General features: G+C 67.1%; 17 protein-coding genes. 7 read left to right on the top strand and 10 right to left on the bottom strand.

Annotation, left to right across the window (positions count from 1 at the left end):
* The first annotated feature begins 259 nt into the window (after positions 1-259).
* The 4 genes from G0D83_RS02095 to aat all read left to right on the top strand — a co-directional run bounded on the left by G0D83_RS02095 (position 260) and on the right by aat (position 3,741).
* On the top strand, positions 260-976 hold the full coding sequence (locus G0D83_RS02095; RefSeq protein ID WP_164189054.1) for a hypothetical protein: 717 nt from the start codon (positions 260-262) through the stop codon (positions 974-976).
* A 209-nt stretch (positions 977-1,185) separates the two neighbouring features.
* Positions 1,186-1,677, top strand: a complete 492-nt coding sequence (gene accB / locus G0D83_RS02090) for an acetyl-CoA carboxylase biotin carboxyl carrier protein (protein ID WP_164189052.1) — start codon at positions 1,186-1,188, stop codon at positions 1,675-1,677.
* 9 nt (positions 1,678-1,686) lie between these two features.
* Positions 1,687-3,039 (top strand): acetyl-CoA carboxylase biotin carboxylase subunit, encoded by a 1,353-nt coding sequence (gene accC, locus G0D83_RS02085; RefSeq protein ID WP_164189050.1) that lies wholly within the window; start codon positions 1,687-1,689, stop codon positions 3,037-3,039.
* 66 nt (positions 3,040-3,105) lie between these two features.
* Positions 3,106-3,741 (top strand): leucyl/phenylalanyl-tRNA--protein transferase, encoded by a 636-nt coding sequence (gene aat / locus G0D83_RS02080; protein ID WP_164189048.1) that lies wholly within the window; start codon positions 3,106-3,108, stop codon positions 3,739-3,741.
* Here the strand turns inward: aat and G0D83_RS02075 are convergent.
* The 10 genes from G0D83_RS02075 to G0D83_RS02030 form a co-directional block, all read right to left on the bottom strand.
* Complete coding sequence (locus G0D83_RS02075) at positions 3,705-4,070, bottom strand: DUF2155 domain-containing protein (RefSeq protein WP_164189046.1); 366 nt, start codon at positions 4,068-4,070, stop codon at positions 3,705-3,707. The two genes, aat and G0D83_RS02075, sit on opposite strands and share 37 nt — an antisense overlap.
* A complete protein-coding gene (mlaD, locus tag G0D83_RS02070) occupies positions 4,067-4,516 on the bottom strand; it encodes an outer membrane lipid asymmetry maintenance protein MlaD (RefSeq protein WP_164189044.1) in 450 nt (149 codons plus the stop codon). Before mlaD ends, G0D83_RS02075 begins: the two co-directional genes overlap by 4 nt.
* Before the next feature lie 17 nt (positions 4,517-4,533).
* The gene (locus G0D83_RS02065) at positions 4,534-4,917 is read right to left on the bottom strand and encodes an NADH:ubiquinone oxidoreductase subunit NDUFA12 (protein WP_164189042.1); all 384 of its coding nucleotides are present in this window, start codon (positions 4,915-4,917) and stop codon (positions 4,534-4,536) included.
* 80 nt (positions 4,918-4,997) lie between these two features.
* On the bottom strand, positions 4,998-5,360 hold the full coding sequence (locus tag G0D83_RS02060; protein WP_108966440.1) for a RidA family protein: 363 nt from the start codon (positions 5,358-5,360) through the stop codon (positions 4,998-5,000).
* Between the two features lie 4 nt (positions 5,361-5,364).
* Positions 5,365-5,847, bottom strand: coding sequence for a hypothetical protein (locus G0D83_RS02055; protein WP_164189040.1), 483 nt, complete (start codon positions 5,845-5,847; stop codon positions 5,365-5,367).
* Between the two features lie 155 nt (positions 5,848-6,002).
* The gene (gene clpX / locus G0D83_RS02050) at positions 6,003-7,268 is read right to left on the bottom strand and encodes an ATP-dependent Clp protease ATP-binding subunit ClpX (protein ID WP_095881278.1); all 1,266 of its coding nucleotides are present in this window, start codon (positions 7,266-7,268) and stop codon (positions 6,003-6,005) included.
* Between the two features lie 156 nt (positions 7,269-7,424).
* The gene (locus G0D83_RS02045) at positions 7,425-8,051 is read right to left on the bottom strand and encodes an ATP-dependent Clp protease proteolytic subunit (RefSeq protein ID WP_108966446.1); all 627 of its coding nucleotides are present in this window, start codon (positions 8,049-8,051) and stop codon (positions 7,425-7,427) included.
* Between the two features lie 110 nt (positions 8,052-8,161).
* On the bottom strand, positions 8,162-9,079 hold the full coding sequence (locus G0D83_RS02040) for a cation diffusion facilitator family transporter (protein ID WP_164189038.1): 918 nt from the start codon (positions 9,077-9,079) through the stop codon (positions 8,162-8,164).
* A 128-nt stretch (positions 9,080-9,207) separates the two neighbouring features.
* The gene (locus tag G0D83_RS02035) at positions 9,208-9,366 is read right to left on the bottom strand and encodes a hypothetical protein (RefSeq protein WP_164189036.1); all 159 of its coding nucleotides are present in this window, start codon (positions 9,364-9,366) and stop codon (positions 9,208-9,210) included.
* 211 nt (positions 9,367-9,577) lie between these two features.
* Complete coding sequence (locus G0D83_RS02030; RefSeq protein ID WP_108966451.1) at positions 9,578-10,165, bottom strand: riboflavin synthase; 588 nt, start codon at positions 10,163-10,165, stop codon at positions 9,578-9,580.
* Positions 10,166-10,310: 145 nt separating this feature from the next.
* Between G0D83_RS02030 and G0D83_RS02025 the strand changes: the two genes are divergently transcribed.
* The 3 genes from G0D83_RS02025 (at position 10,311) to G0D83_RS02015 (ending at position 14,901) form a co-directional block, all read left to right on the top strand.
* On the top strand, positions 10,311-11,621 hold the full coding sequence (locus G0D83_RS02025) for a capsule biosynthesis protein (protein ID WP_164189034.1): 1,311 nt from the start codon (positions 10,311-10,313) through the stop codon (positions 11,619-11,621).
* Positions 11,622-11,716: 95 nt separating this feature from the next.
* The gene (locus G0D83_RS02020; protein WP_164189032.1) at positions 11,717-12,859 is read left to right on the top strand and encodes a polysaccharide biosynthesis/export family protein; all 1,143 of its coding nucleotides are present in this window, start codon (positions 11,717-11,719) and stop codon (positions 12,857-12,859) included.
* Positions 12,775-14,901: a capsular polysaccharide biosynthesis protein gene (locus tag G0D83_RS02015; RefSeq protein ID WP_164189030.1), complete on the top strand. Its 2,127-nt coding sequence runs from the start codon at positions 12,775-12,777 to the stop codon at positions 14,899-14,901. The genes G0D83_RS02020 and G0D83_RS02015 overlap by 85 nt, the downstream gene beginning before the upstream one ends.
* The last annotated feature ends 14 nt before the right edge of the window (positions 14,902-14,915 follow it).

Here is a 14,915-nt window from a genome sequence, read left to right as displayed (position 1 = left end):
CGGCGCCCTCGGCGACACCTCCACCCTCGCCGACCCCTCGGTCGTCGACGACCTCATCGAGAACCGCGCGAACAAGGCGTAGCGCCCCTTTGCCGCCGAACCGAAGGGCCCCTCAGGGGGCCCTTTGTCGTCTCTGGGCGGTCAGCTGCGGTTAACCAGTTTACCGAAAACTAGGAAGAATTCGCGACATCCTGATGCCCGGGCAGCCGCCTTGTGCTAGTCTCGATCCCGTGGGGCCGATAGCAGACGGAGCATTTCGATGCAGTTGACAGGTGTTCCCCAAGTGGTGGCACCTCTGGCCACCGGGCACCCCCTCGGCTTGCCCGGCGCCCCGGTCAGGACGGCCGAGGAGACCAAGGTGCAACCGGTCAAAGAGCAGTCCACGACCGACACGGATCATGGCGCCGACCATGGGACCGACGGCCAGCCGCCCACCGGCTTCTGGCGCAGCCTTACCGGCCTGCCGGACCCGGCCAATCACGTGGCCCCGCCCTCGATCATGCAGATCCGCATCTCGGCCCTGCTCGAAGAGCAGGCCGAAGCGCTGCTGAAGGAACTGCGCGACAAGGCCATCGCCCGTATCGGGGTCAAAAGCCCGCCTCCCGCACAGACGGAACCGACTGCTCCGCCGCCGCAAGACGAGGGGCCCGGGCAGATCGCGGGCGCCGATCCCGGTGCAGACCCAACCACCCGGACCGCCACGGCCGGGCCCGGCGGCGGGCAAGGGGCCCCGGAGCAGGCGGAGTCCGCTTTGGCCCCCGCCCGGGCAGAAACGGCGCTGTCGCAGGGTACCGCCCCTGCGGCCCCGACCGAGGCGCCCGACCCGACTTCCCGAGGCATTGAAGCTGGCGAGGAATTGCCGGTCTCCCGCCGGGACGCGCGCCGCACGACGCCGGTCGCCGCACCGACCCCACACGCCTACGGCAGTGATTCGGCCCCCTTCGGGCGGCAGGCGGAGGCCCTGGGCACGGGCTGAGCGTCCCAGCCGGACCTCCGCAAGCCCCTGCAAGCGCTCGCCATCCCGGTTTTTGGGCCCGGTCCCGGGTGAAGACCCCGCGCTTCCTGCCCCGCTCTCGCCGGTTTTCCCGCACCGCCTCGCTTTTCATGCGCCAAAGCTTGTCTTATAAGCGCGAAATCATCAGGCCCTGCACCGACCGGGCCCAGCATAACACCGGCGAGGACCGCATGAGCAAAGACAACCACGAAGCCGACGTGGCCTTCATCAAGGCACTGGCTGAACTGCTCCGTGAAAACGACCTGACCGAACTGCAGGTCAAGCGTGAATATGGCGAAGAAGACAGCCTCAATGTCCGCGTGAGCCGCGTGCAGCCGCAGGCCCCGGTGACCGCCACCGTCGCCGCCGCACCGGCCGCAGCCCCCGCCGCCGCACCGGCACCCGCAGCTGCACCCGCAGCAGAGCTGCCCGAGGATCCCGCCGCGCACCCCGGCGCCGTCACCTCGCCGATGGTCGGCACCGTCTACATGCAGCCCGAGCCCGGCGCCCCGTCGTTCATCTCGGTCGGCGCGCAGGTAAAGGAAGGCGACACCCTCGTCATCGTCGAGGCGATGAAGACGATGAACCACATCCCCGCCCCGCGCGCGGGCACGGTCAAGCGCATCCTCGTCGAGGATGGCGCCCCGGTCGAATACGGCGCCCCGCTGGTCATCCTCGAGTAAGAGGCAGCCATGTTCGACAAAATCCTCATCGCAAACCGTGGCGAGATCGCGCTCCGCGTGATCCGCGCCTGCCGCGAGATGGGCATCGCCTCGGTGGCGGTCCACTCGACGGCGGACGCCGACGCCATGCACGTGCGCATGGCCGACGAGACGATCTGCATCGGCCCCGCACCCTCGTCGGAAAGCTACCTGTCGCCGGCCGCCATCATCTCGGCCTGCGAAGTCACCGGCGCCCAGGCGATCCACCCGGGCTACGGCTTCCTGTCGGAAAACGCGCGCTTCGTGCAGATGGTCGAGGACCACGGCCTCACCTTCATCGGCCCGACCGCCGAGCACATCCGCGTCATGGGTGACAAGATCACCGCCAAGGACACGATGAAGGCGCTCGGCGTGCCTTGCGTGCCCGGCTCGGACGGCGGCGTGCCCGACCTTGAGACCGCCAAGCAGGTCGGCCGCGACATCGGCTACCCGGTGATCATCAAGGCCACCGCCGGCGGCGGCGGGCGCGGCATGAAAGTCGCGGCCTCCGAGGCCGAGATGGAGCGGGCCTTCCAGACCGCCCGCGCAGAAGGCAAGGCCGCCTTCGGCAACGACGAGGTCTATATCGAGAAGTACCTGCAGCGCCCGCGCCACATCGAGATCCAGGTCTTCGGCGACGGCAAGGGCAAGGCGGTGCACCTCGGCGAGCGCGACTGCTCGCTGCAGCGCCGCCACCAGAAGGTCTTTGAAGAGGCCCCCGGCCCCTGCATCACCCCCGAGGAGCGCGCGCGCATCGGCAAGACCTGCGCCGACGCCGTGGCCAAGATCAACTACACCGGCGCCGGCACCATCGAGTTCCTCTACGAGGACGGCGAGTTCTACTTCATCGAGATGAACACCCGCCTGCAGGTGGAACACCCGGTGACCGAGGCGATCTTCGGCGTCGACCTTGTCCGCGAGCAGATCCGCGTGGCTTCGGGCATGGACCTGTCCTTCGGGCAGGACGAGCTCGAGATCAACGGCCATGCGATCGAGGTTCGGATCAACGCCGAGCGTCTGCCGACCTTCGCGCCCTGCCCCGGCAAGATCACCCAGTACCACGCGCCGGGCGGCCTTGGCGTACGGATGGACAGCGCGCTCTATCAGGGCTACTCGATCCCGCCCTATTACGACAGCCTGATCGGCAAGCTGATCGTGCACGGGCGCGACCGCAGCGAGGCGCTGTCGCGGCTCGACCGCGCGCTTGGCGAGCTGATCGTCGATGGCGTCGACACCACGCTGCCGCTCTTCTCCGCGCTGCTGCAGGAGAAAGACATCCTGACCGGCAACTACTCGATCCACTGGCTCGAGAAATGGCTGGCCAGCAAGCTCGCCGACGCCTGATCCACGCGTGAGCAGATCGGAGCAATCAATGTGTGCGGCCCCTTCCCGATCCCGGGGAGGGGCCGTATGAGTCTGAGCCCCGAGCTTCTGCTGCAGGCCTATCGCGCCGGCGTCTTCCCCATGGCCGAGCACCGCGACGATCCAGAGCTTTTCTGGGTCGACCCGCGCCGCCGAGGCGTCATCCCGATGAACGGCTTTCGCATCTCGCGCAGCCTTGCCCGGCGGCTGCGCCGGCAGGATTACGAGGTGACTTTCGATCGAGATTTCGAGGGGGTGATCGACGCCTGCGCCGACAGGCGCGAGACATGGATCAATTCCGAGATCCGCGCGCTCTTCGCCGAGCTGCACCGACGCGGCCATGCCCATTCGATCGAGGTCTGGATGCAGGACGAGCTGGTCGGCGGTGTCTATGGCCTCGAAGTGGGCGGCGCCTTCTGCGGCGAGTCGATGTTCTCCCGCCGCCGGGATGGCTCGAAGATCGCGCTGGCCTGGCTGATCGACCTGCTGAAACGCGCGGGCTTCATACTCTTCGACACGCAATTCCTGACCGAACACCTCGCCAGCCTGGGTGCGATCGAGATCCCCCGCCAGCAGTACCGCGCGCAGCTCGCGACGGCGCTCCTGGTGACGCCTGACCTTTCTGGCACGCCGCTGGCGAACTCAGGTCAGGAGGTGGTGCAGCGCAGCACCCAGACGTCGTAGCGCTGGTGATCCATCGGGTTGAGCGCCGGAGACGAGGCGATCATCCAGCCGCGGAACACCGCGTCCGGGGTGCCCGCCTCGCGGATGGTCAGGAAGGCAAAGGCATCGCCTGCCCGGTTGCCCTCGGGGTAGCGGCACTCCTGCAGCGCGATCTCGATGCGGCCAAAGGCGACGCTGGCGCCCGACGCTACCTCGAGGTCGGTCGCCCGCCCGGTCAGCTTGTCCAGCCCGCGCAGCACCGCGCCCGAGCCGGTTTCTGTGGCGTCCTGTGCCCCGGCCGCGGTCGCGGTCGAGGCCAGCATAATCAGCCCTGCCAAAGCGCGTTTCATTCGCTTCCTCCCGCGACGTATTTCAGCAGCAGGGAGATCAGGCTGACCGAGCCCTGCGTGTCCAGCACCTCGTCGCCCGCGCTATAATAGAAGGGCGAACCACCGGGGCTGATCTCGACGAAGTTGCCGCCCAGAAGCCCCTCGGAGGAGATGACAATCGAGCTGTCGTCGGGCAGCTGCACATCGTCCTGGACCATCAATGTCATGTCGGCGCGATAGGTTTCCGGGTTGAGGCGGATTTCGCTGACAGAACCGACCTTTACCCCCGCTAGCCGCACGTCGCTGCCTACGCTGATACCCTCGAGCGAACGGAAGCTGGCGTCGAGCGCGTACCCCCTGTCGCCACCGATGGCGAAGCCAGTGGCGCTGACCGCATAAGCCGAGAAAGCAATGGCCCCAGCCAGCACCAGCCCGCCGACGGTCACCTCTGTGGCAGTGTGCGACATGGGATTATTCCGGGCTCTTATTCAGGGCTCCACGCCTCGTAGTCGCGGCGCGGGGCGGGCTCAGGGCGACGGATCGAGCCCTTGGGCGCATAGGCCAAGGCGGTGCCGGTCAGGTTCTCGACATGCGGCTTTTCCCAGGCCTTGTGCGGCAGCGGGCGCTCGGTCGGCGGCGCATCAAAGGTGTGGTGCAGCCAGCCGTGCCACTGGGGGCTGACCCGGGTGGCTTCCGCCTCGCCGTTGTACATGACCCAGCGGCGCGTGCCGTCCTTGGTCTGGTAGAAGACGTTCCCCTGCTCGTCCTCGCCGACGCGCTGGCCCTTGCGGGACGTGTAGAGCTGGGTGTTCAGCGTCGCCCCGTTCCACCAGGTAACGGCCCGCAGCAACGTATTGAGAATGCCCATGGACGACTCCTCGCTTGATCCTGTCCCGTGTATGACCAAATCCGCCGCCGAGGTCCAGCGGCGACGGTGCGCCTTCGGCCTCAGGCGGGGGCGAGTGTGGTCAATTCGATTTCTATCCGGAATTTCGGGTCGATCAGCGCGGTCTCGAGCATCGTCGCGACCGGCGGATTGTCTCCGAAGGTCTCGCGCAGCAGCGGCCAGCAGGCTTCGAACTCGGCGGCGTCGGGCAGGTAGTAGGTCACCCGCACCGCATCGGCGAAGCTCGCCCCGGCCTCTGCCAGCGCCTTCTCGATGGTGGCCAGCGCAGAGCGGCACTGTTCGACCACCGTCTCCCCCTGCCCCACCGTGCCCGCGACATGCACAAAGCCACCCGCCACGACGGCGCGGCAATAACCGATCTTCGCCTCGAATTCGCCGCCCGAGGAAATGCGTTTGAGGGTCATGGGGTCAGCTCCCGAAGCGGATGCGCGCCGCAAGGCGGCCATCGGCGGAAAAGATGTGAAGGTCCTCGGCCGTTGCGTTGCGCATGTACCAGTTGCCAGGCGTGTCGAGCGCGTGCTGCAGCTCGGCGCCCAGCTCCGACTGCCACTCGCCGCGGCACTCGTCCAGCACGTCGACCGGCAACTTGCCGAAGAGCCGTTCCGGCGACTGCCGCCAGTCGCCGCCGAAGCGTTCCCACCAGACGGTTCCGAACGCCGAGGTTGGCGGCGCGTTGGCAACGCCGGTGCCGGTCCGGATGATCGCGTAGGTGCACCCCTTGCCCTCGTCCGAAGCAAGCTTGCTGGCCAGCACCTCCTCGATCGGGAGCAGCCCCCCGAACACCTTGCGGGCATAGGCCTCGGGCCCCGGCGCAAGCGAGCCCGTGCCGGGCACAGGTGTTGCGCTGCCGTAGCGGGCCTGCACCTCGTGAGGGGGCGGAAGTCTGCGCACGTCGGCGTCACGCCCGTGTAAATAGGCGAACCATGCCCATCCCCCCAAAAAGAAAATGCCTGCCACGACGGCAAGCATTCTCAAAGCGTTCTGCACAAGCTGCGCCAGGAACCAAGTCATTTACTCATACCAGAAAGTCACTTGTCACGCTTGGATCAGCCGGCCGACGCGGGCTCCTTCTTGGGGTCCGTGTAGATCAGCAGCGGCTTGGCGTCGGCGTTCACCGACTCCTCGTTCACCACGACCTCGGTCACATCGGCCATGCCCGGCAGCTCGAACATGGTGTCGAGCAGGATGCCCTCGAGGATCGAGCGCAGGCCACGGGCGCCGGTCTTGCGCGCGATCGCCTTCTTCGCGATGGCCGAGAGCGCATCGTCGGTGAAGGTAAGCGTGGTGTCCTCCATCTCGAAGAGGCGCTGGTATTGCTTGACCAGAGCGTTCTTCGGCTGGGTGAGAATCGTCACCAGGGCGTCTTCGTCGAGATCCTCGAGCGTCGCGATCACCGGCAGACGGCCGACGAATTCCGGGATCAGGCCGAACTTCAGCAGGTCCTCGGGTTCCAGCTCCTTGAAGATCTCGCCGGTGCCGCGCTGGTCGGGGTCCCGCACATCGGCGCCAAAGCCCATGGCCGAGCCCTTGCCGCGCTGCGCGATGATCCGGTCGAGACCGGCAAAGGCGCCGCCGCAGATAAACAGGATGTTCGTGGTGTCCACCTGCAGGAATTCCTGCTGGGGATGCTTGCGACCGCCCTGCGGCGGAACCGAGGCCACGGTGCCTTCCATCAGCTTCAGCAGCGCCTGCTGCACGCCCTCGCCCGACACGTCGCGGGTGATCGAGGGGTTCTCGGACTTGCGGGTGATCTTGTCGACCTCGTCGATGTAGACGATGCCGCGCTGCGCGCGTTCGACGTTGTACTCGCTCGATTGGAGAAGCTTGAGGATGATGTTCTCGACATCCTCGCCCACGTAGCCAGCTTCGGTCAGCGTGGTCGCATCGGCCATGGTGAAGGGCACGTCAAGAATGCGCGCCAGCGTCTGTGCCAGCAGCGTCTTGCCGCAGCCAGTCGGGCCGATCAGCAGGATGTTGGATTTCGCCAGCTCGATGTCGCCACTCTTCTGCGAGTGGTTGAGCCGCTTGTAGTGGTTGTGCACGGCCACAGAGAGCACGCGCTTCGCCTTCATCTGGCCGATCACGTAATCGTCCAGAACGTCGCAGATCTCGCGCGGCGTGGGCACACCGTCGGAGGACTTCAGGCCAGCGCCCTTGGTCTCCTCGCGGATGATATCCATGCAGAGCTCGACGCATTCGTCGCAGATGAAGACGGTCGGTCCCGCGATCAGCTTGCGCACCTCGTGCTGGCTCTTGCCGCAGAAGCTGCAATACAGGGTGTTTTTGCTGTCGCCGCCGGAGTTCGTCGCCATGTCACACCTTTCCAGGCCTTGTGTTCGCATTGGTCGGGGCCGTTGCCCCGACGAGGCCTATCGTCTCTGCCAAGTCCGGAAAGTCTAGGACAGGCCTTTCCGGTCCACAATGTCAAAATTGCCGCGCGCAGGTCGGCGCGCGGCACGGGCGGCGGGTTACGCCGCGTCGGCGCTGCCGCGCTTCTCGACGATCTCGTCGATGAGGCCCCAGGCCTTGGCGTCCTCGGGCGACATGAAGTTGTCGCGCTCGAGCGCCCGCTCGACTTCCTCGAGGGTGCGGCCGCAGTGCTTCACGTAGATCTCGTTGAGGCGCTTCTTCAGCTTCAGCGTCTCTTCCGCGTGGATCATGATGTCGGTCGCCTGGCCCTGGTAGCCGCCCGAGGGCTGGTGCACCATGACGCGGCTGTTCGGCAGCGAGAAGCGCATGCCCGGCTCGCCCGCGGCAAGCAGCAGCGAGCCCATCGAGGCCGCCTGCCCGATCACCAGCGTCGAGACCTTGGGCTTGATGTACTGCATCGTGTCGTAGATCGACAGACCCGAGGTCACCACGCCGCCCGGGCTGTTGATGTACATCGAGATTTCCTTGCCCGGGTTCTCGGCCTCGAGGTGCAGCAGCTGCGCCACGATCAGCGAGGACATGCCGTCATGCACCGGGCCCGAGAGGAAGATGATACGCTCCTTCAGCAGCCGCGAGAAGATATCGTAGGCCCGCTCGCCACGGCTGGTCTGCTCGACGACCATGGGGACGAGGGTGTTCATGTATGTTTCAAATGGGTCTTTCATCTTCGCCTGCCTGCTCTGTCGTGTCCAAATGGTGCCTAGCGCGCGCGCGTTAAACGAGTCTTAGTGTCGGGCCAAAGGGGCTGCAAGGGCTGGCGCGCCAATTCCCCGGCTCATGCGTCGCCCCAGTCCTGCGGTGACGCGCAACTGTGTCGGCTGCATTCCAGCTCGAGCGTCACCTGCCGCAAGCCGAAGCGGCTCTGCATTTCCTCCTTCACCGCGCGCTTGATCCCGTCGGCGCGGGCCCAGGCGCCCTCATCGACCACAAGATGCGCCTGCAGCGCAGCGTTGTGCTCGTCGACCTGCCACAAGTGCGCCTTGTGCAGCCCCGCGACGCCGTCGATCGCCTGCGCCGCCTCCAGCACCTGCGCCGGCACCACGTCAGGCGGGCTGCCCAGCATCAGCACGCGGATCACCCCGCCGATCTCGGCAAAGGCCATCCACAGGATGTATCCGGCGATGAGCAGCGTCACCAGCGGGTCGATCCAGGTCCAGCCGAAAAGCAGGATCAGCGTCCCCGCCAAGATCACCGCGAGCGAACCCATGGCGTCTGCCACGTTGTGCAGGAAGGCGGCGCGGATGTTCTGGCTGTCCTTCGACATCGAATAGGTCAGCAGCGCGGTCACCACGTCGATCACCAGCGCGACGGCGGCAATGATCACCACCATCCAGCCCTGCACCGGCTCGGGCGAGAGAAACCGCAGGATCGCCTCGATCATCAGGTAGACGCCGATGACGATCAGCGTGGTGTAGTTGATCAGCGCCGCCACGGTCTCGGCCCGGGCGTAGCCAAAGGGCATCTCGGCATTGGCCGGGCGGCGCGCGATCTTGCGCGCCAGCGCGGCGATGATCAGCGAGATCGCATCCGAGAAATTGTGCAGCGCGTCGGCGATCATCGCGAGGCTGCCCGAGAGGATGCCGCCCACCACTTGCGCGACGGTCAGCAGCATGTTCACGCCGACCGCGAGCGCCATGCGAAAATCGCCGGCCTCGGGGTCCACGTGATGATGGTGGTGATGGTGGTGACTCATGCGGGCATCAGGCGCTCGTACGCCGGGAAGGTCAATAGGGGCGGCAGGATACAGACGGCGCGGCGGCAACCGGCGCCCTGTCCAACCGCGGGATCGGAGGGAGTGAGGGTCGTCAGGCCGTCAGCCTGTCAGAGCACAGCGTCGCGGGATTCGGGCACCGCATGCTGGAGCGTGCGGGTGATATCGTAGCCAGGCCGCTCGGCGTGCTCGTTCTTCGGGAACAGCCCCAGCGCCGCAGACAGCGACAGCAGGGCGGCGGCGCAGAGAATCCAGTGGCGAAAGCTCATCGGGGCGTCCTTCTTCTTGCCTGTTTGTGCGGGGCGCTGGCATTTCATATGGGGCGCTCTGCGGCGCGATCCACCCGACTATGCAGCAACGCCGGGTCAAGACGGGCTCACGATCCTGCGAGGACACGGCGCAACGGCATGTTTCCGCGCGACAAAGAAAAACGGCCCCCGGGCGGGAGCCGTTCACAGGCGCGGGACGGGACCGGTCGGCTCAGCTCATCTCGCGCAGGCGCGCGACGTAGCGGGCCATGGTGTCGATCTCGAGATTGACCTTGTCGCCTAGCTTCACGCCACCCCAGGTGGTCACTTCTTTGGTGTGCGGGATGAAGTTGATGCCGAAGGTGGTGCCCTGCACCTCGTTGACGGTCAGCGAGGTGCCGTTGAGCGCCACCGAGCCCTTGGGCGCGATGAACTTCGCCAGCTCGTCCGGCGCGCGCAGCTGCACGCGGGTGCTGTCCCCCTCGTCCTGGATCGAGACCACCTCCGCCAGCCCGTCCACATGGCCCGACACGATGTGCCCGCCCAGCTCGTCGCCGACCTTCAGCGCCCGCTCGAGATTGACCCGCTTGCCGGGTTCCCAGGATCCAAGGTTGGTCTTGGACAGGGTCTCGGCGCTGATCTGCACGTCGAACCAGTCCTCGCCCAAAGTCACCACGGTCAGGCAGACGCCGTCGCAGGCAATGGAGGCGCCGATTTCGATGCCCGCGGTGTCATAGGCGGTGCCGATGCGCGCGGTCAGGTCGCCCGCCTGTTCGAGCGCCCGGATTTCCCCCATGTCGGTGACGATGCCGGTGAACATCTGCAAATCCTCTCGACGGCCCCGAGCGCCATAGATCTCTGGTCACGGGCCTTATTTTGGTCAAATACTGCCGCTAGGGAGGGCCATCGGGCCGGAGAGCCGGACGCCAACCCCTTACGAGTAGGCCGATCCTTAACGAGTGCCCATGTCCAAGGCAACCGCAGACCAGCCAGCAGCGCCACCGCGCCGTGTCTTCCTCTTCCTGCAGGGGCCGCACGGTCCGTTCTTTCATCGTCTCGGCGCCATGTTGCGCCGCACCGGGGCCGAGGTCTGGCGGGTCGGATTCAATGCCGGAGACCGCGCGTTCTGGTTCCACGGCGAGAGCTACCTGCCCTTCAACGGCACCCCCGAGGACTGGCCCGCACGCATCGCCGCCCTGCTCGCCGAGAAGCGTGTCACCGACCTCGTGCTTTACGGCGACACGCGCGGCATCCACGCCGAGGCGGTGACCGAGGCGCGTCGCCGCGGGCTGCGCGTCCATGTCTTCGAGGAAGGCTACATGCGCCCCTACTGGGTGACCTACGAACGCGGCGGCGCCAATGGGCATTCGCGGCTGATGCAGATGGACGTGGCGGACATGCGCGCCGCGCTGGCACGGTCCGACATGGAAGCCCCCCTGCCCCCCGGCCACTGGGGCGACATGCGCCAGCACATCTTCTATGGCGCGCTCTACCATTGGTTCGTGATGTTCCGAAACGGCGACTATCGCAACTTCCGCGCCCATCGCGACCTGCCCGTCGCGCGCGAGTTCCAACTCTACCTGAAACGTCTGCTGACGATGCCGCTGACCCGGGTCGAGCGCTTCCTCGAGACTCTGCAGATCCGCCGCGGCGGCTACCCCTACCACCTCGTGCTGCTGCAGCTCGAGCACGACTCCAGCTTCCGCAAGCATTCGCCGTTTGGCAGCATGGCCGAGTTCGTCGACCTCGTACTGGACGGCTTCGCCGAAGGCGCGCCAAGGCACCATCATCTGGTGTTCAAGGCCCATCCTCTTGAGAATGGCCAGCTGCCGCTGCGCCGCATGATCGCCGAGGCCGCGCGTCGGCTCGGCATCGCCGACCGGGTGCATTTCGTCCCCGGCGGCAAGCTGGCAAGGCTTCTCGACGACGCGCGCAGCGCGGTGACGGTGAATTCAACCGCCGGACAGCAGGTGCTCTGGCGCGGCATTCCGCTCAGGACCTTCGGCCGCGCGGTCTATGCCAAGCCCGAGTTCGTCTCTGATCAGCCGCTGCCCGAGTTCTTCGCCTTGCCGACCCGCCCAGACAGCCGCGCCTACAAGGACTACCGGCGGTATCTGCTTGAAACCAGCCAAGTTCCCGGTGGCTTCTACGCGTCGCGCGGGCGCAGACAACTTCTGCGGCAGGTGGTCGACATGATGCTCTCCCCTCACGATCCTTACGACGCGCTGCGCAACGGGACCGCGGCGCCTCGGCAACAGTTGCGGCTGGTCCGCTGAGCCCGCGCCAAGGCCGGACTCGCTTTTGAAACCGCATTTCCGTACCTTACGCAAAAAACCTGAGGCAGATAAGAACAGGTCGAGGAGACCGAGCCGTGAAACAGTCCCGCTCCCGATGGGCGAAATCCGCCGCCCTTCTGGCCGCAGTGTCGATTCTGGCATCCTGCGCCCTGCCCCGCGTCGGTCCCAACAAGGATGAAATCTACTCCGGTTCCGTGCAGCGCGAAGGCGATGCCTTCATCGTTTCGGTCAACGACCGGGTGACCCGCGCCACCGCCGTCGTGCCAGCGCTCGGCTTTTCCGACCAGTTCCAGGGCGCCGGCCTCGTCGGCTCCGACACCATCCAGCCCGGCGATACGCTCGGCCTGACGATCTGGGAGAACGTCGACGACGGGCTGCTGGCCGCTGCCGAAACCAATGCCACCGCGCTTGAAGAGGTGCAGGTCGATGGCTCGGGCTTCATCTTCGTGCCCTACGCCGGCCGCATAAGAGCCTCGGGCAACTCGCCCGAGACCGTGCGCCGGATCATCACCGAGAAGCTGCAGGATCAGACCCCCGACCCGCAGGTCGAGGTGCGCCGCCTTGCCGGTGACGGCTCGACCGTCAGTCTGGTCGGCGCCGTGGGCGGTCAGGGCGTCTACGCCATCGAGCGCCCGACCCGGACGCTTTCGTCGATGCTGGCCCGCGCTGGCGGCATCACCATCCAGCCCGAGATCGCCCAGATCACCGTGCTGCGTGGCGGCAACCAGGGCAAAATCTGGTTCCAGGACCTCTACAAGAACCCGCGCTTCGACATCGCCCTGCGCGGCGGCGACCGCATCCTCGTCGAGGAGGACACCCGGGCCTTCACCGCGCTCGGCGCCACCGGCACCCAGGCCCGCGTTCCCTTCGAGACGCAGACGCTTTCGGCCGTCGAGGCGATCGCCCAGGTCGGCGGCCTCGTGCCCTCGGCCTCGGATCCGACCGGCGTGTTCATCTTCCGCAACGAGCCCGCCGACATCGCCAACCAGGTGCTCGGTCGCAGCGATCTGATCGGGGCACAGCGCATGGTCTACGTGCTCGACCTGACCAAGCCCAACGGCATGTTCATGGCGCGCGACTTCGTGGTGCGCGACCAGGACACGCTTTACGTCACCGAGGCGCCCTATGCCCAATGGAGCAAGGCGATCACTTCGCTCACCGGCACGCTGACCGCCATCGCAACCGTCTCGACCGTCCGCGACGCGGTGACCAACTGATTAAGGACAAGGCCCTGAATAATCATAACGAGGGACAGGGCAGCGCCGGGGGAGAAATCCCCCGGCGTCTCTATGTCTACACCGGCGGTTTCCTGACCCAGCGCCGGCTGCGGCGGATGCTGACACTGGCTGGCTGGAAGGTATCCCTGGGCCTCCCCTCCGCGCAGGATCACGTCGGCGTCTGGGGCCAGTCTCCCTACGCCGCGCGCGGCGAGGCGATGGCGGCACGCTACGGGGCACCTCTGCTGCGGATCGAGGACGCCTTCCTGCGCTCGCTGCACCCGGGCCGCAAGGGACAGCCCCCGCTCGGGCTGCTGCTCGACCGTACGGGCGTGCATTTCGACGCCAGCACGCCTTCGGACCTGGAGACCCTGCTGGCCACCCACCCGCTCGACGATCACGCTCTGCTCGCGCGCGCCCGCGGCGGCATTGCCCGGATGCGCGCGGCGCATCTCACCAAGTATAGCGGCTTCGACCCCGCGCACCCGGTGCCCGGGCCCGGCTACGTGCTGGTCATCGACCAGACGCAGGGCGACGCCTCGGTCCGCGCCTCGGGCGGCGACCGCAACCGCTTTCTCGAGATGCTCTACTGGGCCCAGGAGGAAAATCCCGGCGCCCGCATCGTGATCAAGACCCATCCAGAGACCGCGCAGGGGCTGCGGCCGGGACATTTCACCCAAGACGAGGCACAGGGGCGGGTCAGCCTCTGCACCGATCCCGTCTCTCCCTGGGCGCTGCTCGAGGGGGCTGTGGCGGTCTACACGCTCAGCTCCCAGATGGGCTTCGAGGCGATCCTTGCCGGGCACCGCCCCCGCGTCTTCGGCACGCCCTTCTATGCGGGATGGGGGCTGACGCAGGACGAGATGCCTTTGCCACGCCGGAACCGCAGCCTGACCCGGGCACAGCTCTTTGCCGGGGCGATGATCCTCCATCCCACCTGGTACGATCCATGCCGCGACACGCTCTGCCCCTTCGAGGACGCTCTCGGCGCGCTCGAGGCGCAGACCCGGGCGTGGCGCGAGGACCGGCAAGGCTGGGTCGCCTCGGGCATGAGACTGTGGAAACGGGGCGCGTTACAGCGCTTCTTTGGCGGGCAGAAAGGGGTGGTCTTTGCCGAAGGCGCCGCCGCCGACCGCAAGTCTGTACAAACCGGTCGCCGCCGCATGACCTGGGCGGGCAAGGCCGAGGGGAACGTGGTGCGAGTCGAAGACGGCTTCCTGCGCTCGCGCGGGCTCGGGGCCGAGCTGGTTCCGCCGCTGTCGCTGGTGCTCGACGATCTGGGAATCTACTACGATCCGACCCGGCCTTCGCGGCTGGAAACGATCCTCGCGAAAGCGCCCGAGCTGCGCCCCGACCAGCAGGACCGCACTCAGCGGCTCATCGCGCGGCTCACCGGCGCGGGTCTGACCAAATACAACCTCGGAACGCAGCCCCCGGCCCTGCCTGACGGGCGTCGCATCCTCGTGGTCGGGCAGGTTGAAGATGATGCCTCGATCCGCCTCGGCAGCCCCGACATGCAGAGCAACGCCGCGCTGCTCGCCCGCACCCGCGCCGAGAACCCCGAGGCCGTGCTGCTGTGGAAGCCGCACCCGGACGTCAGCGCCGGGCTGCGCAGGGGCGCTGTCTCGCAGCCCGAACTTTGGTCCGACCTGACGGTCGAGGGCACGGACATGGGAGCTCTGCTGCGGCAGGTGCAGGAGGTCTGGACGATGACGTCGCTTTCCGGCTTCGAGGCGCTGCTGCGCGGGGTTCCCGTCACGACGCTCGGCGCGCCATTCTACGCCGGATGGGGGCTGACGCGCGACCTCGGGCCGGTCCCGGCGCGCCGCCTGTCCGGACAGCGGCCCACGCTCGAGGCGCTGGTCCACGCCACCCTCATCGCCTACCCGCGGTACCGCGATCCGGTGAGCGGCCTGCCCTGCACGGTAGAGGTCGTCGCGGAGAGGCTGGAGCAGGGTGCGATCCCGCACCCCGGCCTGTCCAACCGGCTGCTGTCGAAACTTCAGGGGCTGCTTGCCTCGCAGGCGCATTTCTGGCGCTGACGCGCCGGGGGCCG

The organism is Salipiger sp. PrR003 (assembly GCF_010500785.1).
Taxonomy (GTDB): domain Bacteria; phylum Pseudomonadota; class Alphaproteobacteria; order Rhodobacterales; family Rhodobacteraceae; genus Salipiger; species Salipiger pacificus_A.
This window is presented reverse-complemented; position numbering and strand designations above follow the sequence as displayed.